Annotated in this window: 24 protein-coding genes; 18 read left to right on the top strand and 6 right to left on the bottom strand. The window is 66.8% G+C overall.

All coding sequences use genetic code 11. The annotated features are described in order from the left end of the window. Positions 1-10: 10 nt before the first annotated feature. The 9 genes from AC06FA_RS08920 (at position 11) to AC06FA_RS08880 (ending at position 6,461) form a co-directional block, all read left to right on the top strand. A complete protein-coding gene (locus AC06FA_RS08920; protein ID WP_312706457.1) occupies positions 11-436 on the top strand; it encodes an ExbD/TolR family protein in 426 nt (141 codons plus the stop codon). Between the two features lie 3 nt (positions 437-439). Continuing rightward, positions 440-853: an ExbD/TolR family protein gene (locus AC06FA_RS08915; RefSeq protein ID WP_079224464.1), complete on the top strand. Its 414-nt coding sequence runs from the start codon at positions 440-442 to the stop codon at positions 851-853. A gap of 200 nt (positions 854-1,053) precedes the next feature. Beyond that, positions 1,054-2,514 (top strand): cardiolipin synthase, encoded by a 1,461-nt coding sequence (cls, locus tag AC06FA_RS08910; protein ID WP_478067987.1) that lies wholly within the window; start codon positions 1,054-1,056, stop codon positions 2,512-2,514. Between the two features lie 40 nt (positions 2,515-2,554). Then, positions 2,555-2,821, top strand: coding sequence for a hypothetical protein (locus AC06FA_RS08905; RefSeq protein WP_478067986.1), 267 nt, complete (start codon positions 2,555-2,557; stop codon positions 2,819-2,821). Positions 2,822-2,830: 9 nt separating this feature from the next. Continuing rightward, on the top strand, positions 2,831-3,574 hold the full coding sequence (locus tag AC06FA_RS08900) for a pyridoxine 5'-phosphate synthase (RefSeq protein WP_478067985.1): 744 nt from the start codon (positions 2,831-2,833) through the stop codon (positions 3,572-3,574). Positions 3,575-3,784: 210 nt separating this feature from the next. Then, positions 3,785-4,897 (top strand): PA0069 family radical SAM protein, encoded by a 1,113-nt coding sequence (locus AC06FA_RS08895; RefSeq protein ID WP_478067984.1) that lies wholly within the window; start codon positions 3,785-3,787, stop codon positions 4,895-4,897. A 201-nt stretch (positions 4,898-5,098) separates the two neighbouring features. Next, complete coding sequence (locus tag AC06FA_RS08890; RefSeq protein WP_478067983.1) at positions 5,099-5,461, top strand: hypothetical protein; 363 nt, start codon at positions 5,099-5,101, stop codon at positions 5,459-5,461. A gap of 76 nt (positions 5,462-5,537) precedes the next feature. Beyond that, the gene (locus AC06FA_RS08885; protein ID WP_478067982.1) at positions 5,538-5,741 is read left to right on the top strand and encodes a hypothetical protein; all 204 of its coding nucleotides are present in this window, start codon (positions 5,538-5,540) and stop codon (positions 5,739-5,741) included. Positions 5,742-5,843: 102 nt separating this feature from the next. Beyond that, positions 5,844-6,461 carry a hypothetical protein gene (locus tag AC06FA_RS08880; protein WP_478067981.1) on the top strand — a complete coding sequence of 206 codons (618 nt, stop codon included), beginning with the start codon at positions 5,844-5,846 and terminating at the stop codon, positions 6,459-6,461. Between the two features lie 28 nt (positions 6,462-6,489). On the opposite strand, the gene AC06FA_RS08875 is transcribed toward AC06FA_RS08880, so the two are convergent. The 3 genes from AC06FA_RS08875 to AC06FA_RS08865 form a co-directional block, all read right to left on the bottom strand. Continuing rightward, a complete protein-coding gene (locus tag AC06FA_RS08875) occupies positions 6,490-7,197 on the bottom strand; it encodes a 2OG-Fe(II) oxygenase (RefSeq protein WP_478067980.1) in 708 nt (235 codons plus the stop codon). A 108-nt stretch (positions 7,198-7,305) separates the two neighbouring features. Then, positions 7,306-8,322, bottom strand: a complete 1,017-nt coding sequence (locus AC06FA_RS08870) for a class 1 fructose-bisphosphatase (protein WP_478067979.1) — start codon at positions 8,320-8,322, stop codon at positions 7,306-7,308. 339 nt (positions 8,323-8,661) lie between these two features. Further along, positions 8,662-9,864 carry an amino acid aminotransferase gene (locus AC06FA_RS08865; RefSeq protein ID WP_108751687.1) on the bottom strand — a complete coding sequence of 401 codons (1,203 nt, stop codon included), beginning with the start codon at positions 9,862-9,864 and terminating at the stop codon, positions 8,662-8,664. 169 nt (positions 9,865-10,033) lie between these two features. On the opposite strand from AC06FA_RS08865, the gene AC06FA_RS08860 reads away from it, so the two are divergent. From AC06FA_RS08860 to AC06FA_RS08840, 5 genes are all read left to right on the top strand, one after another. Then, entirely contained in the window at positions 10,034-12,151 is a 2,118-nt protein-coding gene (locus tag AC06FA_RS08860) for a TonB-dependent receptor family protein (RefSeq protein ID WP_478067978.1), read from the top strand. 121 nt (positions 12,152-12,272) lie between these two features. Beyond that, positions 12,273-13,514: a TonB-dependent siderophore receptor gene (locus AC06FA_RS08855; protein ID WP_478067977.1), complete on the top strand. Its 1,242-nt coding sequence runs from the start codon at positions 12,273-12,275 to the stop codon at positions 13,512-13,514. Between the two features lie 60 nt (positions 13,515-13,574). After that, positions 13,575-14,591 (top strand): TonB-dependent siderophore receptor, encoded by a 1,017-nt coding sequence (locus tag AC06FA_RS08850; protein ID WP_478067976.1) that lies wholly within the window; start codon positions 13,575-13,577, stop codon positions 14,589-14,591. A 58-nt stretch (positions 14,592-14,649) separates the two neighbouring features. Beyond that, complete coding sequence (locus AC06FA_RS08845; RefSeq protein ID WP_478067975.1) at positions 14,650-15,366, top strand: response regulator; 717 nt, start codon at positions 14,650-14,652, stop codon at positions 15,364-15,366. Continuing rightward, positions 15,359-16,753 carry an ATP-binding protein gene (locus AC06FA_RS08840; protein ID WP_478067974.1) on the top strand — a complete coding sequence of 465 codons (1,395 nt, stop codon included), beginning with the start codon at positions 15,359-15,361 and terminating at the stop codon, positions 16,751-16,753. Before AC06FA_RS08845 ends, AC06FA_RS08840 begins: the two co-directional genes overlap by 8 nt. A gap of 229 nt (positions 16,754-16,982) precedes the next feature. On the opposite strand, the gene AC06FA_RS08835 is transcribed toward AC06FA_RS08840, so the two are convergent. Then, the gene (locus AC06FA_RS08835) at positions 16,983-17,306 is read right to left on the bottom strand and encodes a hypothetical protein (protein ID WP_478067973.1); all 324 of its coding nucleotides are present in this window, start codon (positions 17,304-17,306) and stop codon (positions 16,983-16,985) included. Between the two features lie 143 nt (positions 17,307-17,449). Between AC06FA_RS08835 and AC06FA_RS08830 the strand changes: the two genes are divergently transcribed. From AC06FA_RS08830 to AC06FA_RS08815, 4 genes are all read left to right on the top strand, one after another. Then, a complete protein-coding gene (locus tag AC06FA_RS08830; RefSeq protein ID WP_478067972.1) occupies positions 17,450-17,848 on the top strand; it encodes a hypothetical protein in 399 nt (132 codons plus the stop codon). Positions 17,849-17,960: 112 nt separating this feature from the next. Then, complete coding sequence (gene ku, locus AC06FA_RS08825; RefSeq protein WP_478067971.1) at positions 17,961-18,896, top strand: non-homologous end joining protein Ku; 936 nt, start codon at positions 17,961-17,963, stop codon at positions 18,894-18,896. Positions 18,897-18,899: 3 nt separating this feature from the next. Further along, complete coding sequence (gene ligD / locus AC06FA_RS08820) at positions 18,900-21,362, top strand: DNA ligase D (protein ID WP_478067970.1); 2,463 nt, start codon at positions 18,900-18,902, stop codon at positions 21,360-21,362. Positions 21,363-21,456: 94 nt separating this feature from the next. After that, positions 21,457-21,867 (top strand): hypothetical protein, encoded by a 411-nt coding sequence (locus AC06FA_RS08815; protein ID WP_478067969.1) that lies wholly within the window; start codon positions 21,457-21,459, stop codon positions 21,865-21,867. Positions 21,868-21,950: 83 nt separating this feature from the next. On the opposite strand, the gene AC06FA_RS08810 is transcribed toward AC06FA_RS08815, so the two are convergent. Both AC06FA_RS08810 and AC06FA_RS08805 read right to left on the bottom strand, forming a co-directional pair. Continuing rightward, on the bottom strand, positions 21,951-24,755 hold the full coding sequence (locus AC06FA_RS08810) for a TonB-dependent receptor (RefSeq protein ID WP_478067968.1): 2,805 nt from the start codon (positions 24,753-24,755) through the stop codon (positions 21,951-21,953). Positions 24,756-24,873: 118 nt separating this feature from the next. After that, positions 24,874-25,269 carry a hypothetical protein gene (locus AC06FA_RS08805; protein WP_478067967.1) on the bottom strand — a complete coding sequence of 132 codons (396 nt, stop codon included), beginning with the start codon at positions 25,267-25,269 and terminating at the stop codon, positions 24,874-24,876. Positions 25,270-25,443: the final 174 nt, after the last annotated feature.

Below are 25,443 nucleotides of genomic sequence, written 5' to 3'. Positions count from 1 at the left end.
GGAGCCCGTTATGGCTTTCAGTAGTGGTAACAGCGGCGGCCCCATGGCCGACATCAACGTTACGCCCCTCGTGGACGTGATGCTGGTGCTGCTGATCATCTTCATCATCACGGCGCCCCTGATGTCCCACAAGGTCAAGGTGGATCTGCCGGAGGCCAATCTGGTCCAGAAGCCGGACGACACCAACGACCGCAAGGGCCCCATCACCCTGGCAGTCAAGGAAGACGGTTCGATCTACTGGAACGACGAGGAAATCACCAAGCAGACTCTCGAGTCGCGCCTGGCGACCGCCGCCCAGCAGACCCCGCAGCCGCCGCTGAACCTGCGTGGTGACCGCACCACCAAGATGCGCGTCATCAACGACCTGACCAAGGTCGCGCAGGAACAGGGCATGCTGGACGTCGGCTTCGTCGCGACCAAAGAAAAGGGGCAATAAGCCATGGCATTCAGTAGTGGTGGTGGCAAAGGCCCCATGGCTGACATCAACGTGACGCCCCTGGTGGACGTGATGTTGGTTCTGCTGATCATCTTCATCGTGACCGCGCCGATCATGACGTACCCGATCGCCGTGGACCTGCCGCAGCGCGTGCTCAACCCACCGCCGCAGCTGGTCGAACCGCCGCCGCCGATCGAACTGAAGATCGACGCCAGCAACCAGGTCTCGTGGAACAACAGCCCGATCGGCACGCACGATCTGCAGCAGCGGATGGAACAGGAGGTCCAGCGTGACCCGACCAACCAGCCCGAACTGCGTATCGACGCAAGCCCGGATTCCGAGTACGACGTGATGGCCAAGGTTCTGGCCGCCGCGAAGAATGCTCAGATGAAGAAGATCGGCTTCGTGCAGCAGTAATACGCAATACCGCAGCACAACAGTCATGACGCGACTGCAGACGCCCCTGGAGACAGGGGCGTCTTTTTTTTGCCTGGGGTCAGAGCCGTTTCCTGCAGAAACGGATCTGACCCCGGGGGGCGGATCCCTTCCCACCGGGAAGGGCTCTGACCCCAGCACCACGACCTCACCACCACGCGCCCGCCCGCTATGATCGGCGCATGCTCGCCCTCTTCGATTCTCTTCGCGTCTGGCTGGATGGCATCGCCCACCTCGGCACGATCCTGGCCGTGGCCTATCTGCTCTACCTGCTGGCGCTGGCCGGCTGGATCATGCTGCAGAAGCGCGAGCCGGTCGCCACGCTGAGCTGGATCCTGTCGCTGGCCCTGCTGCCGTACCTCGGCCTCTTCATCTACTACCTGCTGGGCCCGCAGAAGGTGAAACGGCAGCGCCTGCGCCGTGGCCGCGCGCGCTCGGGCATGGAGCATTACAGCGATGTCTGCCCGCCCGATGCCGGCTGCACCGAGCTGGCCAAGGTGGCCCAGGCCACCACCGGACTGGCGCCCAGCACCGCCACCGAAGTGACCTGGCTGGTGGATGGCGCGGCGACCTATGCCGCGTTGCTGGAGGCCATCGCCCAGGCGCGCGACCACGTGCACCTGGAGTACTACATCTTCAGCCCCGACCATGCCGGTACCGCGCTGCGCGATGCCCTGGTCGAGCGTGCGCGGGCCGGCGTGCAGGTGCGCCTGCTGCTGGATGCGGTGGGTTCCTCGTCGCTGCCGAGGCGCTTCCTGCAGCCGCTGCTGGATGCCGGCGGCGAGGCCATCTGGTTCCATCCGCGGCAGCTGCTGAAACCCTTCAAACGGCCGTGGTTGAACCTGCGCACCCACCGCAAGCTGGTGCTGGTGGATGGCCGCCTGGCGTTCACCGGTGGCATCAACATCACCGACGAGGAAGACGAAAGCCGCAACCCCAACGCCTACCGCGATCTGCACATGCGCATTGCCGGCCACGTAGTGCGCAGCCTGCAGCTGGTGTTCGTGGAAGACTGGCTGTATGCCAGTGGCCAGGAACCCTCGCGCTTCGATATCGCGCGGCTGTGGCCCACCGACATGCCCTTGCGGGGCGACGGCAGCATCGATGCCCAGGTGCTGGTATCCGGCCCCGATTCGGGCTGGGAAACCATCCATCGCCTGCATGTGGCGGCCATCCAGGAAGCGCGCGAGCGCGTGTGGCTGGTCACCCCCTACTTCGTGCCGGGTGAGGCCGCGCGCATGGCGCTGACCTCGGCCGCACTGGGCGGGCTGGACGTGCGGCTGCTGGTGCCGAAGATGAGCGACTCCTGGTTCGTCACCCAGGCCGCACGCTCGTACTTCGACGAACTGTTGCATGCCGGGGTGAAGATCTACGAGTACGGCCCGCGCATGCTGCATACCAAGGCCTTCATTGCCGACGACGATGTCTGCATCGTCGGCAGCGCCAACTTCGACCACCGCAGCTTCCGGCTGAACTTCGAGCTGTCGATGATGATCAGCGACCGCGACCGGGTGGCCGAGCTGGCGCAGCTGCTGCAGGCCGAATTCAACCGCTCGTGCCGTGTGCAGGATCAGGCAGGACGCTCGCTCTGGCTGCACCGCCTGCCCGAGGCATTCGCGCGGCTGGCCTCGCCGCTGCTGTAACGCAGCGCTACACTGCCGCGTAACCTGCGGGAGATCGCACATGTACTGGCTGTACCTGCTGCTGGCGCTGGGCTGCTTCGCCTTCGCCCTGAAGACCCCGCACATGGGGCTGATGTCGCTGGCCCTGCTGGCGGCGCTGGCCTTCCTGCTGGCCTGGGTACGCGGCCGTTACGTGGCCCGCTTCGGCGATCTGCAGCGCGACCCGTCCACCCTGGTCGACGCCGACCAGGTGCGTCGGCTGCGCGAGCAGGCGCCACAGGGGCACGCCCCGCGCGACCCGCACGATCCCCCTTCCCCGACCCCGTAGTTCCGTTCCATGACCCAGCTCAGCGTCAACGTCAACAAGATCGCCGTCCTGCGTAACTCGCGTGGCGGTGCCGAACCGGACGTGGTGCGCGCCGCCCAGGCCTGCCTGGATGCCGGTGCACACGGCATTACCGTGCACCCGCGCCCGGACCGCCGGCACATCACCGCCGAAGACGTGCTGGCGCTGTCCACGCTGACCCGTGCCCGTGGTGTGGAGTTCAACATCGAAGGCAATCCCTTCGCCCCGCCGCGTGAGGGCTACCCCGGCCTGCTGCCGCTGTGCGCGCAGACCCGGCCGGCGCAGGCCACCCTGGTGCCCGATGGCGATGGCCAGATCACCTCCGACCATGGCTTCGACTTCGAACGCGATGGCGAGCGCCTGCGCCCGCTGGTGGCCGAACTGAAAGCGATGGGCTGCCGGGTCAGCCTGTTCGTGGATGCCGGCAACCCGTTGCTGGAACAGGCCGCCGCGGTGGGGGCCGATCGCATCGAGCTGTACACCGGCCCCTATGCCGAAGCCCACGCCGCCGGTGACGCCCGCGCCATGCTGGACCTGTTCGCTACCGCCGCACGCCGCGCCCAGGCGGTCGGGCTGGGCGTGAACGCCGGCCATGACCTGTCGCAGGACAACCTGCGCGACTTCCTGGCGGCCGTGCCGCAGGTGCTGGAAGTGTCCATCGGCCACGCGCTGATTGGCGAGGCGCTGTACGACGGTCTGGATGCCACCGTGAAGGGCTACCTGGCCCTGCTGTAACCCCCGTCGCAGTTGTTGAGACCGCCGTGGCCCAGGCTTCTGGATTGCCACGGCGCTGGGCTGCGCCCTGCCCCGTGGAACCTGTGGATAACCCTGGGGTCAACGCGCACCCGGATTCGCCTGTACGCCTACAGCTACGTGAATTTCCGGTGCTTGCACCGCCTGTGGTTAGCAATAATACTAACGGCCCAGCAACGGCCGGAGGGCGACATGCAGCACCTGCCTCTCAAGGCCCACGCCGCCATCAAGGGCCGCGGCTCCACCTCGCACCTGGCCGGCCGCTTTGAAAGCACGGTCAGCGAGGCCATCGATGACGGTTGGGCGCCAGACGAAAGCGACGAGTTCAGCGCGCCCCGCCTGCGCACCGAAGTGCGGGCGGAGACCGCGCGCAGCATCATCAGCCGCAACACTTCGCCCGATGTAGGCTTCAGCCAGTCGGTGAACCCCTACCGTGGCTGCGAGCACGGTTGCTCGTACTGTTTCGCACGGCCCTCGCATGCCTATCTGAACCTGTCGCCGGGCCTGGACTTCGAAACCAAGCTGTTTGCCAAGACCAACGCACCGCAGCTGCTGCGCAAGGAGCTGGCGAAGCCGGGCTACGTGCCGCAGCCGATCGCGCTGGGCATCAACACCGATGCCTACCAGCCGATCGAGCGCAAGTTGAAACTGACCCGCCAGCTGATCGAAGTGATGCTGGAAACGAAGCATCCGTTTTCGCTGATCACCAAGAACGCGCTGGTGGAGCGCGACATCGATCTGCTGGCACCGCTGGCGGCGGAAAACCTGGTCAGCGTGCATTTCTCGGTCACCTCGCTGGACCCGCACCTTTCGGCCAAGCTGGAACCGCGCGCATCGGCACCGCATGCGCGCCTGCGTGCGATGAAGCGGCTGCACGAGGCCGGCATTCCGGTGGGCGTGATGGTGGCGCCGGTGATTCCGTGGATCAACGACAGCGAGCTGGAGGCCGTGCTGGAGGCTGCCCACGACGCCGGCGCCAGCACCGCCGGTTACGTGCTGCTGCGCCTGCCGCTGGAAGTGGCGCCGCTGTTCCGCGACTGGCTGGAAACCCACCACCCCGACCGCGCCGCGCACGTGATGAGCACCATCCAGCAGCTGCGCGGCGGCAAGGATTACGACAGCCAGTTCGGCACGCGCATGCGTGGCCAGGGCGTGTACGCGGACCTGTTGAACAACCGGTTCAAGCTGGCGCGGAAGCGGCTGGGCTTCAATGCGCAGAACAGCCACTGGCCGAAGCTGGACTGCAGCCGGTTTCTGAAGCCGTTGCCGCCGCAGAAGGATTCGCCGCAGGGAACGTTGTTCTAGTAGAGTCGAGCTTGCTCGACGGATGTTGAACGCAGTCGAGGTAGAGTCGAGCTTGCTCGACTGATGTTGAAAGCAGTCGAGCAAGCTCGACTCTACGAAGCGGAGGCAATCAAGCGCGCTCGACGCTGCGGGGTGGACGCGGCGCCCCGCTTCGGCCAAGAATCGGGGCGAGGCCCATGAAGGGCCGGACAGGAGATGTCCGTGAACGATGGTGTACTTGCCGCGGCGATCGCCGCTTCCGCTGCCAACACCCATCCCTGGATGCAGGCGCAGCATCGCCAGGTGCTGGAGTACTTCGAGCAGCGGCAGGCCTTTTCGCCGGCGACCTCGATTCCGTTGGCCGCATTCGATGTGGAGCTGGAAGAGGTGCTGTACGACATGATCGACGACGGCCTGGTCGAGGTCGTGGCGACCGACCGCTGCTACCTGGACCGGCAGACGCTGCTGCAGCGCGTGCAGGACGACGATCGATCGGCCGAGCGCCTCAACCGCGTGCTGCTGCGCTATGTAGTACCCGTTCTGGTGATCGTGCTGATCGCGGTGTGCGTCGCGCTGGCCCTGTAGCGTCGAGCTTGCTCGACTGAGCGCGCGACAAAGAGCCGTCGAGCAAGCTCGACGCTACCAATCCTCTGAGACAACGATGAAGATAATTCTCTGGGCACCTATCGTGCTGTTTGCACTGTTTTCCTTGCGGGCAATCGGCTTCGTCGTCTATCAAGGATTGAATGGATCGCCGTTCGGCGAAGAGGAAATCATTGTCGCTGGGATCGGTCTGGTCTGTGGCTGGATCGCCTGGGTGATGTACAAGGTCCTGATCAGACTCTGGAGAAAGCCGGAAGCCTGATGCTGCGCCACGATTGCAGCGTCGAGCTGGCTCGACTGAGCGCGCTCATGCGGAAGGCGATGCAATGAGGGGCCCCATGCGCAGATCCACAAGGAGGCGGCTGTGATCGTACTCAGTAGATTGCACGCGCGATCCATCACGTTGGCGATGCTGGCTTGGCTTCCGACGGCCGCCGCCGCAGCGGATCGATCTGCGTTCTTCGTCAGCCATGCGTCATCGATTGAAGACACGTGCCTTGACGTTGATACGAGAAGCTTGCCCTTTTCGTGCCACAGAATTTCTGATGGCGCGCAGACCGTGGTCGCTGTGCGGGAATTCAAGCGTGCCTGGAATGCCGACAGGTCGAGTTTCTCGAAGCTGACGGTTGTACTTCCTGGAGTGCTGCGCGCTGGGCAGATCCTGGCTGTTGGCGATGCAGGAGTACGTGTGTTCTTCAGCAAGGGGGCGAGTGCTTTTGCAGGCAAGAGTGGCTGCTACAGCACGGCTGCTTCCGGCCAGGTCATCATCGATGCCGTCGAGCGCAACCGGATCGAGGTTTCGTTGCAGGCGACGTTCACGCTCGCAAGCCCTCTGGATTGGCCGGAAGACTGTGACGCTCCTGTCAGCATCCATCGTGCGATCAAGGCCGACAGCGCGGACATCGCCGAACTGCGCGCGTGGGAGGGAAGACCGGGGAGCGATGATTCTCCCTTTGATGAGGCGAATCCCCCGAAAAGGTAATGGGATGCGACACCCGTGGGGACAGGATTCACCCCCCAAACAACTTCTGCGCACTCTGGAACAGGATCCAACTCGTCGCGATGAACTTGTCCCCCCCCTGCGGGCGGTTGCCACGATGGGTGTGGGTGAACGCTGTCGGCGCGATCAGCAGGCTGCCGGTGCGCGGTGCGATCTTGCGGCCCTGGAACAGGAATTCGGTTTCGCCTTCCTCGAACTCGTCATTGAGGTACAGCGTCCACAACACGTGCCGGTGCAACGTTTCGGCCTGCGAGTCCTTCGGGTACAGCTCGCAGTGCCAATACGGGTAACCGCCCTCGCCCGCCGCATACCACTGCAGGTTGATGGCGCCCGGGCGCAGGCAGGTGCGGGCCAGGTCGGCCAGCTGCTCCTGCGCCATGTCGGGGAAATCCTCGGCCGACAGTCGGCGCGGCTGGCCGTTGCTGTCCTGGATCTGCAACATCAGCGGCGCGATCAACGCCTGTGGATAACGGCGTAGATAAGTCAACAGTCCGGCGAAAACCGCCTGCTGCAGCGCGCTGTCCACATCCTTCCAGCCATCCGCGCCGCTGATGCGCAGATCCTTGCTGCGCTTGAGTTCCGGGAACACGCCACTGCCCACTGCACCCGGTTTCAGGTGCTGGCTGGCGCGCATGCGGGCGACGATGGCGGCGCAGACGTCGCTGGGGACGGCGTTGTGGATGACTTCGATGAAATCGACCGGGCCCGGCTCGTGCATGCGTACATTCCTTCGGCGGCAAGGGCCTGATGGTGCCGTTTGCCGCCGCTGCTGTCACCCTGCGGTCATGTCATCGTTGTGCCATGACCGCTGTAGGGATGGCCGCCGTCAGACGCTCTTCGCGTCATGCTCCTGGTGATAGCGCACGGCTTCGGCCACTTCCTCGCGCGAGCCCAGGAACACCGGCACGCGCTGGTGCAGATGCTCGGGCTGGATGTCGACGATGCGTTCGCGGCCGGTCCACGCCGCGCCACCGGCCTGCTCCACCAGCAGGCCCATCGGGTTGGCTTCGTACATCAGGCGAAGCTTGCCGGCCTTGCCCGGTTCCTTCTTGTCCCACGGGTAGATGAAGATGCCGCCGCGGGTCAGGATGCGATGCACGTCGGCCACCATGCTGGCGATCCAGCGCATGTTGAAGTTCTTGCCGCGCGCGCCTTCCTTGCCGGCCAGCAGATCGGCCACGTAGGCCTGCATCGGTGCTTCCCAGTGGCGCTGGTTGGACATGTTGATGGCAAATTCCTGGGTGGCGGCGGGAATCTGCATGTTGGCGGTGGTCAATACGAACTCACCGGTTTCCCGGTCCAGGGTGAAGGCGTGGGTGCCATGGCCGACGGTCAGCACCAGCTGGGTGCTGGGCCCGTAGATGCAGTAGCCGGCGGCAATCTGCTTGCTGCCCGGCTGCAGGAAGGCCTCGTCACCCGGCAGCTCGACGTTGGTGGGGCAGCGCAGCACCGAGAAGATGGTGCCGACCGAGACGTTGACGTCGATGTTGGAGCTGCCGTCGAGGGGATCGAACAGCAGCAGGAAATCGCCGCGCGGGTAGATGTCCGGTACCGGCTGGCTGTGGTCCATTTCTTCCGACGCGCAGGCGGCCAGGTGGCCGCCCCAGGCATTGGCTTCCAGCAGGATCTCGTTGCTGATCACGTCCAGCTTCTTCTGCGCTTCGCCCTGCACGTTGCCGGTGCCGGCATCGCCCAGCACGCCGCCCAGGGCGCCCTTGCTGACGGCGATGGAGATGCTGGTGCAGGCGCGGGCGACCACGGCGATCAGCTGGCGCAGGTCGGCGTTGATGCGGCCGGCGTGTTGTTCTTGAATCAGGTACCGGGTCAGCGAAGTACGGGACATGGCGGGCGGGCCTTGGCAGCGGGGAAACGGCTATTGTCGCTGCTGCGCGCGGCGCGTGCGTGATTGGTTTGAGGGGAAATCGATTACAGGAGCGTTGCGCTGTGCGGCGCCGTCTTTCTATCGAGGCCCGCGGGAGGGACAGGCTGCGCGGGACACGCCGTTAACCCATCCATGGGGGCTCGTAGGCGCCATCCTTGGCGCCTGCGGTCCCACGCAGCCTGTCCCTCCCGCGGGCTTCAGGGTTCGCCGCGAGCGCGGAGGGTGTGGCAAAAGCAGGAGCATCAGCAAAAACAAAGGCGCCTTTCGGCGCCTCTGTTTTCAAGCATGTGCAGCGGTGCTTCAGCCCTTGGCGACGGTGGCCACGGCCTTGGCGACGTATTCCAGGTTGTTCTGGCTGAGCGCGGCCACGCAGATGCGGCCGGTGCCGACGGCGTAGATGCCGAACTCGTCACGCAGACGCTCGACCTGCACGCGGCTGAGGCCGGAGTAGGAGAACATGCCGGCCTGCTGGTTGATGAAACCGAACTGCGGTGCGCCGGCGGCGGCCAGCTTTTCCACCAGACCGCCACGCAGGGCGTGGATGCGCTCGCGCATCTCGGTCAGTTCCTGTTCCCACAGCGCGCGCAGTTCCGGGCTGTTGAGCACACCGGCCACCAGCGCCGCACCGTGGGTGGACGGGCTGGAGTAGATGGTGCGGATGATGCGCTTGATCTGCGACTGCACGGCCTTGGCGTCGTTGGCGGTCGGTGCGACCACCGACAGCGCGCCCACGCGTTCGCCATACAGCGAGAACGACTTGGAGTACGAGTTGGCGACGATGAAGCTGTCGATGCCGGCCTCGGCGATGATGCGCACGGCCGCGCCGTCCTGCTCGATGCCCTTGTCGAAGCCCTGGTAGGCCATGTCGATGAAGGGGAACAGCTGGCGATCCTTCAGCAGCTGTGCCACCTGCTTCCACTGGCTGACGGTGAGGTCGGCGCCGGTGGGGTTGTGGCAGCAGGCGTGCAGCAGCACCACGGTGCCCGGCTGCAGCGTCTGCAGGTCGGCCAGCATGCCGTCGAAGTTCACGCCGTGGGTGGCGGCGTCGAAGTAGGTGTATTCGACCACTTCGAAACCGGCCGCACCGAACACCGCGCGGTGGTTTTCCCAGCTGGGGTTGCTGATGGCGATGGTGGCGTGCGGCAGCAGCTTCTTCAGCAGGTCAGCACCGACGCGCAGCGCACCGCTGCCGCCCACGGTCTGGGTGGTGGCGACGCGGCCGGCGTCCAGCAGCGGCGAGTCCTTGCCGAACACCAGCTCACGGGTGGCCTGGGTGTACGCCGGCAGGCCATCGATCGGCAGGTAGCCGCGCGGTTTTGCTTCGGTGGCGAGCTGCTGCTCGATCTGCTTGACGGCACGCAGCAGCGGAATGCGGCCGCTTTCGTCGTAGTAGATGCCTACACCCAGGTTGACCTTGGTCGGGCGGCTGTCGGCGTTGTACGCCTCGGTCAGGCCCAGGATCGGGTCGCCCGGGACCAGTTCCACGTTTGCAAAGAAGGACACGGCGGTACTCGTTCGAATTGAGGGGGAGAAGAAGCGCGGGTCGCGTGGTTGCAGCGCTGGGCCGCAACCCTTCCATCGTAACAAAGCGTGCCACCGCCGCGGCGCCCATCGTCACGCTGCTGCCCGTACCATGCCGTGTCGTTTTCCCCCCCGTGGTTGAAGCTGAACAATGAACGAGCCCGTGGCGCGCCGTCGCCTGCCCCTGCTGATCGCCCTGCTGCCGGCCGCCGCCGGGGCGCAGGCCCAGACCACCCCCACCGCGCTGCCCACGGTGGAGGTGCAGGCCGCACGGGTACAGGGCATCGACCCGTTCGCGCTGCCGGCCAGCCAGGACACGGTCTGGGTGGATGACGACCGCAGCGGCGCCAGTGCCCAGCTTTCCGAGGCCCTGGCCGGCGTGCCGGGGCTGCTGGCGCGCGACCGGCAGAACTTCGCCCAGGACACCCAGCTGTCGATCCGCGGCTTCGGTGCCCGTTCCACCTTCGGCGTGCGCGGCGTGCGTGTGGTGGTGGATGGCGTGCCCGCCACCATGCCCGACGGCCAGGGCCAGCTGTCGCATGCCAGCCTGCTGGGCGCCGAGCGCATCGACGTGCTGCGTGGGCCGTTCTCGGCGCTGTACGGCAATTCGTCCGGTGGCGTGCTGCAGGTCTGGAGCGCGCAGGGCCAGGCCGGTGATCCGTGGCGGCTGCGGGTCAATGCCGGGGCGGACAACACACTGAGCGTGGGCGCGCAGCTGCGCGGCGCCAGTGCCGGCATCGACTACAACATCGCCGCCAACCACTTCCGTACCGACGGCTGGCGCGACCACAGCCGCGCCCGCCGCGAATCGCTGAACGCCCGCATCGGCGGCGAGGTGGCCGGTGGCCGCCTGGAGCTGCTGCTGAACGCGCTGGACGCGCCCGATGCGCAGGACCCGCTGGGCCTGACCCGCGCCCAGGTGGCCGCCAATCCGCGCCAGGCCACGTCCGTGGCCACGCAGTACAACACTCGTAAATCGGTCAGCCAGCAGCAGGCCGGGCTGCGCTGGACGCGCGAGACAGGCGCCCAGCGCTGGCAGCTGATGGGCTACGGCGGGCAGCGCGAGGTGACCCAGTACCTGGCCATTCCGCCGGGCCCGCAGGCCAACCCCCTGCATGCCGGTGGGGTGATCGATCTGGACGGCAACTACGGCGGCGTGGACGCGCGCTGGGGCTGGCGCGGCGATCTGGCCGGCCGGCCGCTGGACGTGGTGGTGGGCGCCAATGCCGACCGCCAGCGCCAGCACCGCACCGGCTACGAGAATTTCATCGGCAGCACGCTGGGTGTGCGCGGTGCGCTGCGGCGCGACCAGCGCGACACCGTGCAGAACGTGGACCAGTTCGCCCAGGCCTGGTGGCAGTGGACCCCGCGCTGGTCGCTGCTGGCCGGGGTGCGCCACAGCACGGTGCGCTTCGAGTCGGACGACCATTACATCGTCGGCCGCAATCCCGATGACAGCGGTCGCCGCCGCTACCAGGCCACCACCCCGGTGGCAGGGGTCAGCTTCGAGGCCACGCCACAGTGGCGCCTGCACGCGGCGGTGGGCCGCGGTTTCGAAACCCCCACCTTCAACGAGCTGGGCTACCGCGCCGACGCCCAGGCCGGGTTGGCGCTGGACCTGGCCGCCGCGCGCAGCCGCAACGTGGAAGTGGGCAGCAAGTGGCATGCACAGAACGGCACCCAGTTCGACGTGAGCGTGTTCCGCGCCGACACCGATGACGAACTGGCCGTGGCCAGCAACACCAACGGCCGCAGTACCTACCGCAACATCGGCCGCACCCGCCGCCAGGGCGTGGAACTGCAGTACCGGCAGCCGCTGGCCGAACAGCTGGAACTGCAGGTGGCCTGGACCTGGCTGCAGGCGCAGGTGCGGTCGGGTTACCTGGCCTGTGGCGGCAGCGGCTGCAGCGTGCCCGATACGGAAGTGCGTGCCGGCAGCCGCCTGCCCGGCGTGCCCCGCCAGCAGGCCTACGCGCGCCTGCAGTGGTCGCCGGGTGCCTGGCAGTGGGCGCTGGAAGGCACCGCCAGCAGCGACGTGGTGGTGAACGATCTGGCCACCGAACGCGCGCCGGGCTACGCCGTGCTGAACCTGGAAGCTGGCCACCGCTGGTCGCTGGCCAATGGCGATCTGCGTGCGTTCGCCCGCCTGGACAACGTGCTGGACCAGCGCTACATCGGCTCGGTGATCGTCAACGATGGCAATGGCCGCTTCTTCGAACCCGGCCCGGACCGTCGCGCCAGCGTCGGCCTGCAGTGGTCGTGGCGCTGAGGGCGCAGCGGCGCGCCGTTACACACGCTTACATTCCCACACGCAGGAACACAGGACGGCGTCGCTATCATGACGCAAATGGGAATCGATCCCATTTGAATCTCCGATAAGGACTCCCCCTGTGACTGCCGATGCCCCCACCCGCGCGGGCCTGCCGCGCGCTGTTCTGCCGTGCCCGCATGCGCCTGGCCTGCGCCGCGCCCTTGCCCTGGCCGTTGCGCTGGCGCTGCCGCTGGCCGCCCAGGCCGAGGCCCCGGCCGATGCCAACCCCACCACGCTGGACGGGCTGGAAGTGACCGCGCGCCGCCAGTCGCAGGCCGACAGCTATACGCTGCCGGTCAGCCGCGCTGCCATCGGCCTGGACCTGAGCGTGCGCCAGACCCCGCAATCGGTCACCAGCGTCACCCGCCAGCAGATGGACGATCTGCAGATCGAATCCATCGACGACGTGCTGACCAGCACCACCGGCATCACCACCTATTCGCTGGACAACGCCGGGCGCACCACCTTCCGCGCGCGCGGCTTCGACATCGGCAACTTCAAGGTGGACGGCATGCTGGTGAACGGTGCCAGCAGCTTCAGCGGTGGCGGTGCAGCGCTGAACATGGATCTGTACGACCACGTGCAGGTGGTGCGCGGTGCCAACGGCCTGCTGGGCGGCACCGGCGATCCCTCGGCCACGGTCTACCTGGAACGCAAGCGGCCGACTGCGGACTTCGGTGGCGCCGCCGCGCTCACCCTCGGCAGCCATGACAAGCGCCGCCTGATGGGCGACGTGAACGTGCCGCTGACCGCCGATGGTCGCGTGCGCAGCCGCTTCGTGGTCAGTGCCGAGGATTCGGACACCTTCCGCCAGCGCGAAGACATCCAGCGCCTGGCCGGGCTGGCCAGCTTCGAGGCCGACCTGGGCAGTGCCACCGTGCTGAACCTGGGCGTGCAGTACGAAAAAACCCGCAATGGCGGCGCTTCGTGGGGCAGCAACGTGCCGATCTGGTGGGCCGACGGCAGCCGTGCGCAGTTGTCGCGCAGCACCAACCCTGCCGCCGACTGGAGCCTGGCCAAGCGTGACAACACCACCGTGTTCGGCAGCGTGGAACAGGGGCTGGGCGCGGACTGGACGCTGCGCGTGGCATTCGCCCATGACAGCGGCGAAAGCTTCACCAACTACGGCGTGGCCAAGGTCAACAACGCTGCGCGCAACCAGGGTTTCGCCGGCTTCTGGAACCCTGATGGCAGCGGCGCCTTCCTCAACGCCATCCACAGTGAATCGGAAACCCGCCGCGACAACCTGGACGTCAGCGCCAGTGGCCCGCTGCAGCTGTTCGGCCGCGAGCACCAGCTGATGGTGGGCTTCAACGGCTAGCGCAGCGAGATCACCGACTACAGCTTCAGTGCTGCGCTGGGCAACTGCACCATCGCAGGCGTGGCGCCGTGGAGCGGTTGCCAGTACCGCGCCGTGGGCCTGCCGATCGCCGACTGGCGCAGCTGGGACGGCAGCTACGCGGGCTTTGAAACCTTCCGCACGCCCGCGCGCAGCAAGACCATTACCGAAAACCTGGGCGGCTACGTGGCCGGCCGCTTCAGCCTGGCCGACCGGCTGTTGCTGGTGCTGGGCACGCGGCTGAGCAACTACAAGACCTATACCCAGACCTACACCCAGGCCGACGTGCGTACCCGCGGTGCGGCCAGCGGCGAACAGCAGGTGGTGACGCCGTACGCCGGCCTGGTCTGGGACTTCGCCGCGAACTATTCGGCGTATGTGAGCTACACCGATGTGTTCAGCCCGCAGGGCAACGTGCGTGATGCCAACGACACCCTGCTCGATCCGGTGACCGGCAAGAGCTACGAGGCCGGCATCAAGGGCGAATGGGCCGACGGCGCAGTGAACGCGGCGCTGGCGCTGTTCCGCAACGAGCAGAACAACGTGGCCGAAAGCACCGGCGAGGTGCATCCGGACACCGGCCTGACCATCTACCGCGCGGTGGACGGGGTGAAATCCAAGGGCGCCGACCTGGAAATCAGTGGCCGCCTGGCCCAGGGCTGGAACGTCTATGCCGGTTACACCTGGCTGCAGGTCGATGGCCTGTCCTACCAGCAGGACCCGCGCCACCTGCTGCGCTTGAACACCACCTGGACCCTGCCCGGTGCGCTGTCGAAGCTGACTGTTGGCGGTGGCCTGTCGGTGCAGAGCGGCACGGTGATGTCGACCAACCCGGGCCGCCCGCTGGGCGGTGGCCGCTACGACGCCAGCAACCTGCCGATGGGCGGCTACACCCTGGTGAACCTGATGGCGCGCTACGCCCTGACCGATACCGTGCAGCTGGCGGTGAACGTGAACAACCTGACCGACAAGACCTACTACACCCAGTACGGCTTCTACGACGGGTTGATCTTCGGCGAGCCGCGCAGCGCGACCTTCAGCGTGCGTGCGCGCTTCTGACCCCACCAACGGCGGCGCCTGCACTGCGGGGCGCCGCCGCTTCTGGGAAGATGCAGACATGGTTGAAGCCCCTGCCCCCGCTGCGCGCATCCTGATCGTGGACGACGACCCGGAGATCGGCGCGCTGCTGGCCGAATACCTGGGCCGGCATGGCCTGCACACCGGAACGGCCGCCGACGGCACGGGCATGTGGGCGGTGCTGGATCACCAGCGGTTCGATGCGGTGGTGCTGGATCTGATGCTGCCCGGCGACGATGGCCTGACCCTGTGCCAGCAGCTGCGTGCGCGCACGTCGCTGCCGGTGATCATGCTGACCGCGCGCGGGCGGCCGGCCGACCGCATCCTGGGGCTGGAACACGGCGCCGATGACTACGTGGCCAAGCCGTTCGACCCGCGTGAGCTGCTGCTGCGGCTGCAGGCGGTGCTGCGCCGCGCGCAACCGGCGGCGGTCGCCCCGCGGCTGCGCTTTGCCGGCTGGACCCTGGACACGCGTACCCACCAGCTGCAGGCCGATGATGGCCGCCGCCACCTGCTGGGCGAGACGGACTTCATCGCGCTGCAGCTGTTCCTGCGCCACCCCGATGAAGTGCTGGAACGCGACTATCTGGTGGAACAGGTCTATGGACGCGACCGCCTGCCCAGCGACCGCAGCATCGACATGTGCATCAGCCGGCTGCGGCAGATGCTGGAGCACGACAGCCGCGCGCCGCTGCTGATCCGCACCGTGCGCCACCGCGGCTACTGCCTGGCCGGGCCGGTGCTGGCCGATGGCTGAGCCGCGCCAGGGCTGGCCGCGCACCCTGTACGGCCGCCTGGTGCTGGTGCTGGTGGCCGGCATGCTGCTGGCCCAGCTGCTGACCGGCACGATCTGGCATGACGCCCGCTACGAACGCGTGGCCGAGATTCCCGCGCGCCTGGCCGCCGCCCACGTCGCGCAGAGCCTGCGCCTGCTGGAAGCCCCGCGATCACCGCTGGCCGGCGCCGACCCCGCGTTGCTGTCCACGGCCGACCTGACCGTGCACGCGGTGGACGATGGTGGCCCGGTGCCCCTGCGCGCGCGTGACCGTGCCGTTGAACACCTGCTGCAGGCGGCACTGGCCAGCGAGCTGGGTGCGCCGCGCGAACTGCATCTGCAGCACCTGCGCTTGTACGACGGGCAGGGACGCGAGGACGACAAGGCGCTGTCGGCGCGCCATGTGGCCGGGCAGTTCCAGTTGCGGGTGCGCAGCAGCACCGGTCGTTGGCTGCAGTTCGACGTGCGCGAGGGCCAGGCCGGCCTGCAGCTGGAGCCGGGCCACGCGCTGAGCGACTACCTGCTGCGCATCTACGGGCTGCGCACCTTGCTGATCGTGCTGCTGGCGCTGCTGGTGGTGCGCTGGTTGACCCGTCCGCTCACCCGCCTGGGGGCCGCCGCGCAGGCCCTGGGCCACAACCTGCACGCTCCGCCGCTGCCGCTGGAAGGGCCGCGCGAAGTGCGCCAGGCCGCGCAGGCGTTCAACCAGATGCAGCAGCAGCTGCAACAGGCTGCGCAGGCACGTGAGGAACTGCTGGCCGCGGTATCGCACGACCTGCGTTCGCCGTTGACCCGGCTGCGCCTGCGTACCGAACTGCTGGCCGATGAAAGCGCACGCACGCGCTGGCGTGCCGATCTGGACGACATGCAGGAACTGGTGGATTCAATCCTGGACTACAGCAGCGCCACCCAGCTGCGCGGCGAACGCGAGCCGCTGGATATCGACGCATTGCTGCGCACGGTGGTGGACGATGCACGCGAGGCCGGGCATGCGGTGCAGCTGCAGGGACAGATCGGCATGGCCTGCAGCGGCTTTCCCCGCAGCCTGAAGCGCGCGCTGGCCAACCTGCTGGACAACGCCGGGCGCTACGGCGGTGGCGCCCGGGTGAACGCCTGGGGCGATGCACAGGCCATCCACATCTGCATCGTGGATGACGGTCCGGGCATACCCGCCGAACAGCGTGCACGCATGCTGCAGCCGTTCCAGCGGCTGGAGGCTTCGCGCAGCGCGCGGCATGGCGGCACCGGTCTGGGCCTGAGCATCGCCGTGGCGGTGGTGCAGGCCCATGGCGGCCAGCTGTGGCTGGAAGACGGCGAGGCGGGGCGCGGGCTGTGCGTGCGCATTACCCTGCCGCACGCACCCGGGTAGAGTCGAGCTTGCTCGACTGGCTTGTGTAGCGCCGAGCCATGCTCGGCTGCCTGGAAGCAGTCGAGCAAGCTCGACTCTATGAACGGCAGTCGAGCAAGCTCGACTCTACGAACGGCAGTCGAGCAAGCTCGACTCTACGAACGGCAGTCGAGCAAGCTCGACTCTACCAACAGCAGTCGAGCAAGCTCGACGCTACGAACGGCAGTCGAGCAAGCTCGACGCTACCGGATCAATCCGGGGCCTTGGCCGGTACGAACGGCGAGGTCGGGTCGCTGGCGGGGAAAGTCTCTTCCAGCGCCTGGTCCTGGTTGTCACTGGCGTGCTGCTTGCGCTCGCGGCGCTTGAGCGGGCTCTCCTGCCCGCCCCGATGGCGGTCACCGCAGTCCTTGCGGTCCTGCGCCGCCTGTTCAGGGTGGCGGACCACCGGCAGGGCGTCGTGCTCAGGCGCCGGCATGCCGGCACCGCGGTTCTCGGCGTCGGCCAGATCATGCTTGGCACGTTGTTCACCCGGAACCGGGGTGTGGGCCTGGCGCAGGGGATCTCGGCTGGACATGGGGCTGCTCCGGTGGCGGGGTGCCCACTACAGCGCCGCGCGGGTAAAGGAACCGCGAACCCGGCGTCATGAACATATCTGTCACGGCTGGATAACGGCGGCGCCGGTATTCCTGCCCTCCCGCCCCGCTGCAGGAGCCGGCCATGCCCCGTCTTGAACGCCCCGCCCCGTCCGTGTTCAACGCCCTGCTGGATCCGGTTGCCCCGCGCACCGCGCAGCGCCGCAGCCGCCGCCATGAAGATCCGCAGGCCGTGGCGCAGGACTACCTGCAGTACATGCTGAACGACTACGAGACCCGCCGCGCCCACGGCCACCGCAACTGGCGTGACCTGTGCCCGGTGTACGCGTTCGCGCTGACCACGCATGCCGCCGATTGGCCCCGTGGCGATGCGGCCGACACCTGCGAGGAACTGGCCGAACACTGGGAGCAGATGCGTGGCCAGTCGCGCATGGGCTGGGCCCAGGCCCGGCCCGTGGTGGAAGACGCCTGGCGCGCGCTGGACCACATTCCGGCGGCCGCGGTGCGGCCCTTGCTGCAGTGAGCCGGCACCGAACCCGTTCCCGGCTGCACCACCCGCCCTGCACGGTGCCGACACGGCCGTTTCACGGCGGGCGCCTGAATCTGGCCGCCCCGCCGCAATGCAGGTGCGCGCCATGGCTCGCCCGATCTGGACTGGAACCCTTTCCTTCGGCCTGCTGAACGTGCCGGTTTCGCTGATGTCCGGCGAGCGCAAGGTCGACCTGCAGTTCCGCATGCTGGATTCGCGGGACCGCAAACCGATCCGCTTCGAGCGGGTCAATGCCGATACCGGCGAAGAAGTACCGTGGAAGGACATCGTCAAGGCCTACGAGTACGACAAGGGCAGCTACGTCGTGCTGGAGGACAGTGACATCCGCTCAGCGGCGCCGGAGAGCCACGAAACGGTTGAAGTGGAAGCCTTCGTCGATGCCGGCAGCATCGATCCGCGCTACTACGAGAAGCCTTACCTGCTGCTGCCTGGCAAGAAGGCTGAAAAAGGCTACGTGCTGCTGCGCGAAACCCTGCGCAGCACCGGCAAGGCCGGCATCGCGCGGGTGGTGGTGCGCACGCGTGAATACCTGTGTGCGGTCATGCCGCAGGACGACGCGCTGGTGCTGATGATCCTGCGCTATCCGCAGGAACTGGTCGATCCGGACGACTACAAGCTGCCCAGCGGCCGCCTGGCCGATTACCGCATCACCGCCAAGGAAACGGCGATGGCGGCCCAGTTGATCGAGTCGATGTCGGCGCAGTGGGATCCTGCGCAGTACCACGACGAATTCCGCGAACGCCTGCAACAGGTGTTGAACAAGCGCATCAAGTCCAAGGGCGGTACCACCCGCGTGGAAGAAGCGCCGGAGCCGCGCGAGGACGCCACCACCAACGTGGTGGACTTCATGGCGCTGCTGCAGAAGAGCCTGGACGCCAACAAGCGTACGCCGGCGAAGAAGGCCGCACCCCGCAAGGCGCCAGCGAAAAAAGCAGCGAAGGCGAAGAAGGCGACCGCCAAAACCGCTGCCAGAACCGGCAAGGCAACCAAGAAGGCCGCGCCGCGCCGCAAGGCGGGTTGAACCATGTCGCTGCACCAGTACCGCCGCAAGCGCCGCCTGGGTGGGGGTAGCGGGCAGACACCCGAGCCCGACGATGCCCCGGCGGCAGGCAATCTGAAACGACGCCCGCAGTTCGTCATCCAGCTGCACCACGCCAGCTCACGCCACTACGACTTCCGTCTGGAGATGGACGGCGTGCTGAAGAGTTGGGCGGTGCCCAAGGGACCCTCGCTGCGCGTGGGCGAGAAGCGCCTGGCAGTGCAGGTGGAAGATCATCCGCTGTCCTATGCGGGTTTCGAGGGCGACATTCCCGAAGGCCACTACGGTGCCGGCCATGTGCAGGTGTTCGACCACGGCAGCTGGGCCTGCGAAGGCGACCCTCTGCAGGCGCTGGCCGACGGCAAGATCGACTTCGTACTGCAGGGGCAGCGCCTGAGCGGGGGCTGGAAGCTGGTACGCACCGCCATGAAGGGACGCCAGGTGCAGTGGCTGCTGATCAAGCGCGATGATGCGCAGGCGCGCGATGCAGAGGCCGATGACCTGCTGCAGGATTCCACGCCATCGCGCGCGGCCACGCGCACGCGCGCAAAGAAGCCACGCGCTGCACAACGCAAGGCCGATGCACGCTGGCATGCGCGTGCACTGAAGTTGACCGGTGCACGTGACCACGCGTATCCGCGTGGCTTCAAGCCACAGCTCACCGACCACCGCGACAGCGCGCCGGATGGCGAAGGCTGGCTGCACGAGATCAAATGGGACGGCTATCGGCTGTTGGCCGATCTGCACGACGGCGAGGTGAAACTGCGATCGCGCAATGGCCTGGACTGGACCGCCGATTTCCCCGAAGTCGCGCAGGCCGTGCGCGCCCTGCCGCTGCGCGATGCGCGCCTGGATGGCGAGCTGGTGGTGCTCGATGCGCAGGGACGCAGTGACTTCGCCGCCCTGCAGCGGGTGATCGATGGAAGTTCGAAGCAGCCGCTGCGCTACATCGTGTTCGACCTGCCCGGCGTGGCTGGCGTGGACATCAGCCGCGCGCCACTGGTTGAACGCAAAGCCCTGCTGAAGGCGCTGATCGGACCGGAGCCCGGCATGATCGCTTTCAGCGAGCACGTGATCGACCATGGTCCTGCGGTGTTCGCCGCCAGTGGCGACGCCGGATTCGAGGGCATCGTCAGCAAGCAGGTGGACGCGCCCTACGTGAACACCCGCGCGCGCAGCTGGGTGAAGGTGAAGCACGAGGACACCGACGAGTTCGTCGTCGTCGGCCACACCGCACCCAAGGGCAGCCGTGCAGGCTTCGGCTCGCTGCTGCTGGCCACGCCCGATGGCGGGGGCCTGCGCTACGTGGGGCGGGTCGGCACCGGCTTCGACGATGACGCGCTGAAGGCCCTGAGCGCCGTGTTGGCGCCCTTGGCGGTGAAGACGCCGGTAGTGGAACTGCCTGCACATGTTCCGTTCCGCGCCGCCAGCGTGCGCTGGGCGAAGCCGCAGGTGGTGGCTGAAGTGGCCTTCCGTGGCTGGGGCAAGGAAGGCCTGCTGCGCCAGGCCAGCTTCAAGCGGCTGCGCAGCGACAAGCGGAAGCAGGACCTGGGCGCGGCACCCGTTGGTGCCGGGCAGGATGATGCGGCGGTGGCCATCAGCCATCCCGAACGGGTGGTCTATCCGAAACAGAAGCTGCGCAAGGGCGACGTGGCCGACTACTACCGGCAGATGGCACGCTGGATCCTGCCGGAGATTGCCGGTCGCCCGCTGTCACTGCTGCGCTGCCCGGACGGCGTCGGCAAAGCCTGCTTCTTCCAGAAGCACCACGGTCCTGGCCTGGGCGATGCCGTGCATGCCGTGTCGCTGCAGCAGAAGAGCGGGCGCGAGGACTACGTCTACATTGACGATGCGCGCGGCCTGCTGCAGCTGGTGCAGATGAACACGTTGGAGCTGCATCCGTGGGGCGCGACGGTGGACGATCCCGAGCATCCGGACCGACTGGTGTTCGACCTGGACCCCGGCGAAGGCGTGTCCTGGGCGCAGGTGAAGGCCGGTGCGCGCGATGTGCGCGACCGCCTGCTGCAGGTCGGACTGCAGAGCTTCGTGCGGTTGTCCGGCGGCAAGGGCGTGCACGTGGTGGTGCCATTGCAGCCGAAAGCCGATTGGGAACAGGCCAAGGCATTCTGCGAGGCCTTCGCGCAGGCGATGGCGCTGGAACAGCCCGATCGCTACGTGGCGACGATGAGCAAGGCCAAGCGCCGCGGCGTGATCTTCATTGACTGGCTGCGCAACACGCGCGGTGCCACCAGCGTGTGCTCGTGGTCGCTGCGCGCACGCGAGAGCGCCGGTGTCGCGGTGCCGCTGCGCTGGGACGAACTGGCGCGGGTGAGTGCTGCCGATGCGTTCCCGATGGCCAAGGCCTTGGCGCGGGCGAAACGGCTGAAGGCCGACCCCTGGCGGGGCATCGAGCGGTTGCAGCAGGTATTGCCGCGCGGCAATCGGTAGCGCCGGGCCACGCCCGGCGAGCGCGCAGCCGGTGGTACGCCTGGTGCCCGGCTGGCTGGAATCCTGCACGGATTTCAATCAGGACGATGGCTGCATGAAGAAAATGATGTTCCTTGCCGCGCTGCTGCTGCCCATGGTGGCCCAGGCCTACTCGGGCCACGGTGGCATGAAGGCAAAGCAGATTTCCAGCGAGGTCTATGCCTACCACTTCGACAATGGCTTCACCGGTGAGGACGCCATGGGTTGGGATCCGGACCTGCAGTACACCTGGTCACGCCTGGCTGCGGCCCGCGCCTGCAACGTCACGGTCGACGAAGGTGCGGCCTTGGACTACCTCGGGAAAAAGTTCGACCAGGACCCGATGGTGCAGGAAATCGTCGGTGTCGGGTTCCACGAGGCGCAGATCCGCAGCAATCCCTCTTTCTGCAGCCAGGAACGCATCGACAGCACGACGGAGCTGGTGGAAGAGCTGAAGGCGCACGATCTCAAGCCGCGCTTCCGCTGAAATGCAGCCGAGCGTTGGCTCGGCTGCACGCCAGGTCGTCGCGCCGTTGAGGGTATCGCCGGGCAGGGCCCGGCGGTACCGGATCAGAAGTCCGCGCGGATGCCGAAGGTCACGCGGCGCCCGGAGAACTCGTACTGGGTCGGGAAGGCCTTGTCGATCGTGTAGCCGCTGGTCTTCTCATCCAGCAGGTTGATCGCTTCCAGGTTCACCTTCCAGGTGTCGTTCAGGCGCAGGCCGATGGATGCATCCAGCTGGCCATAGGCATCGCGGTAGACCGGGTACATGTTCAGGTGGATGTACTCGACGTACTTGTCCTTGTAGTTGTACGAGGCGCGCGCGCTGAAGCGATCGTTCTCGTAGTACAGGGTGAAGTTGTAGGCCTTCTCTGCCAGGCCTTCCGGCGGGGTGGGAATGTCCAGGTCCGAAGCGCCGGTCAGCGAGTTGTCCAGCTGGGTGTAGTTGGCATTGATGCCCCAGCCTTCCAGCGCCGGATGCAGCATCGACAACGGCAGCTGCGCCACCAGTTCCACGCCGGTCACCTTGTAGGAACCGTCTGCGTTGACCGGCTGGTAGACCTCGAAGTCGTAGTAACCGTCCAGCGAGCCGTTGGCGTTGAGCTTCTCCACGTTCGGCACGATGCCGGTCAGCGACTGCCGCACCACGCCATCGATCTTCTTGGAGAAATACGATGCGGCCAGCAGCCCGCCGTTCTGCAGGTACTTCTCAAGGCCGACTTCCCACTGGCGGGCTGTGGTCGGCTTCAGTGCCGGGTTGCCATCCATGAAGCGGAAGCTGCTCCAGCTGACCGTGCGGCGGTAGGCGATGTCGGTCAGCGACGGGCGCATCAGCGTTTCCGACGCGGCAGCGCGCAGCACCAGACCGTCGGCGATCTCGGCGGTCATGTTGAAGCTGGGCAGCACATCGCTGTAATCGCCACTGCTGGAAATCGGCGTAGGGGTGTAGCCGTTGCTGCCATCGGCGTTCTGCACCGGGTGGAAGCCGGCCGAATCGACATCGGTATCGATCGAGCGCACGCCCAGGTTGGCATAGACCGGTACGCGGCCGATATCGAAGTAGAAATCCGCCATGGCATACAGCGCCAGGGTCTTTTCCTTGACCTCGTAGTACTGGCCCGGATCGATCGGCGTGCTGTAGCCGGGGTAGCGGAACGTCGCGCGCGCGTAGGCATTGGACACCTGTTGCCAATCCAGATCGCTGGGGCGATAGCCGCCGCCCGGCGCCAGTTGGCTGATCCAGGTCGGGTTGCTGTCGGCCAAGGTGCGGGTGTTCACCCAGGCCACGCTGCCGGCGCTGGGGCCTTGGATCTTGCCGCTGCCGAACGCGCGTTCCTTGGTCTTGTCGGTGTAGCGCGCGCCGAACTGCACGGCATTGAGCGCGGGGAAGAAGGCCAGTTCCAGCTGCCGGCGCAGGTCGAGCTGCGCGGCGTACTTGTCATCCTTCACGTTCTCCACTTCGGTTTCGTAGGCCTCGAACAGGTACTTTTCCGGCGAGGCATACATGTTGAAACCGTTGGACGCTGCACTGGGCACGGTCTCGCCGCCGTTGGCGGTCCAGCGCGTGCGCGAGGGCGCATAGGCCACGTGCTTCAGGTTTGCGTAGTCCGAATCCTTGCGCGCACCGGAATAGCCGACCAGCGCGTCGATGTCCCAGCCGCCCACCTTCCAGTCCAGCTTGCTGCTGAACTGGCGATAGTCGGTGTTGGCGCTGCGTTCCTTGCTGAGGATCTCGTGCTGGGTGGCGGTGTAGGACACATCCTTCAGCACGGTGATGCCATAGGCCGACAGGGTGTCGCTGTCGTAGTCGTGGATGGTGTCGAGCGTGCTGCGGCTGGAGGCCGAATAGGCGGCCGCATCGTACTCATCCTCATGCGTGTCGTAGCCACCGAACATGGCATCGAAGCTGAGCGAGAACGTATCGCTGGGCTTGAACTGCAGCGACGCCGTGGCGCCCCACTGGTCCTGCTCGTTCAGATAGACGCGGTCGCCGACCTTGTCCTGGAAGATGATGCGGCTGGTTTCGTCCTTGTCCATGCGGTCCTGCACGATGATGCCCGCATCGCGCGCCAGCACCGCAGCGGCCTGCGCGCCGCGCGTGCCGGACGCTTCCAGGAAGCGTCCCATCGGCCGGAAGTTGATGCCCGAGTTGGAATCGGTACGGTTGCTGCGCTTGGCCTTGGAGAACGACACCAGGCCACCCCAGTCGCCCCAGGTATCGCTGGCCAGGAAGGAGATCTTCGGATCGATCTTTCCATTGATCGAGTTGTGCGAAGCCTCGGCCGAGGCGCTGAACTTCGGTTCGGCATAGTCGAACGGCTTGGCGGTTTCGATGTAGACCGAACCGGCGATGCCGCCTTCCTCGTCGGCCGCGGTCGGCGACTTCTGCACGGTCACCGTCTGCACCACGTCGGCGGCGAAGATGTCGAACTGCACATCGCGCCCGCCACTGCCCGAGGCCGTGGCCAGGTTGTTGATCGATACCAGGGTGAACTCACTGGGCAGGCCACGCACGCTGACCTTGCTGCCCAGCCCCTTGTTGCGCTCGATGGTGACACCGGGCATGCGCTGCAGCGCTTCGGCCAGGTTCTGTTCCGGGAAGTCGGCCACGTCGGTGGCGACGATCGAATCGGAGAAACCGATGTTCGCGCGCTTGAGGTCGACGGCCTTCTCAAGGCTCTTGGCGTAGCTGCCGGTCACGGTCACCGTGTCCAACTGCTGCAGCTGCTCGCGGGTATCGCCGTCGGCGGCATCTTCGGCCATTGCGTCGATGGGCAGTACGGCCATGCCGCCAATCAGCACCGCATGCACGGCACGGGACAAACGCTTCGCGTGGGGAGCCGCTGCGGCGGCTTCCCGGATCTGGTGACGCATCGGATGATTTCCCGGTTCCCTGTGGTGTCTTACGCCGCGCCTGCCCCTCTATCCGTGGGTGCAGGCCCCTGCGCCGCGTTGCCGACGTTCGGCGGGCACCGAGCCTAGGGGGGAATTGTTAAGCCTGTGTTGCGCTGCGCGAGGGGCGGCGCCCGAACCACCAGCCCACCAGCAGTTGCACCGGCAGTGACACCAGCAGGGAAACCGCGAACCAGCGCGGGAAATCGCCGCCCATCAGCCACAGACCGTAACCCGCGCCCAGCACCAGCAGCAGCCAGACCGAGGTGCCATGCGCGCGCGGCCAGCACGGCGCGTAGTAGGTGGCAAAGGCAATGGCGGCGATGCCGCCCAGCACGCTGAAGGCCAGGTCCCAGCCCAGCTGCGCTTCACTGCCCGGGTGCAGGCCGAACAACGACGGCAGCCATCCGCCGGCGCTGCTGACCAGGGCCAGGGCAAGCAGCGCACCGATCAGGGCGACGATGGACAGGAAAATGGTTTTGAGCAGGGCAGGCATGCACGCATTGTACGGCGTGCCGCCATGGGTAGCGTTGAGCGCGCGCGACGTTGGCCTTGTAGAGTCGAGCTTGCTCGACTGCTGTACGAGGCCAGTCGAACAAGCTCGACTCTACGGATAAGGCCAGTCGAGCAAGCTCGACTCTACGGGTTAGGCCAGTCGAGCAAGCTCGAC

The organism is Stenotrophomonas sp. Steno-C17, from assembly GCF_056393165.1.
Note: the sequence above shows the minus strand (reverse complement) of the source record. Positions and strands in the feature narration are given on the sequence as shown.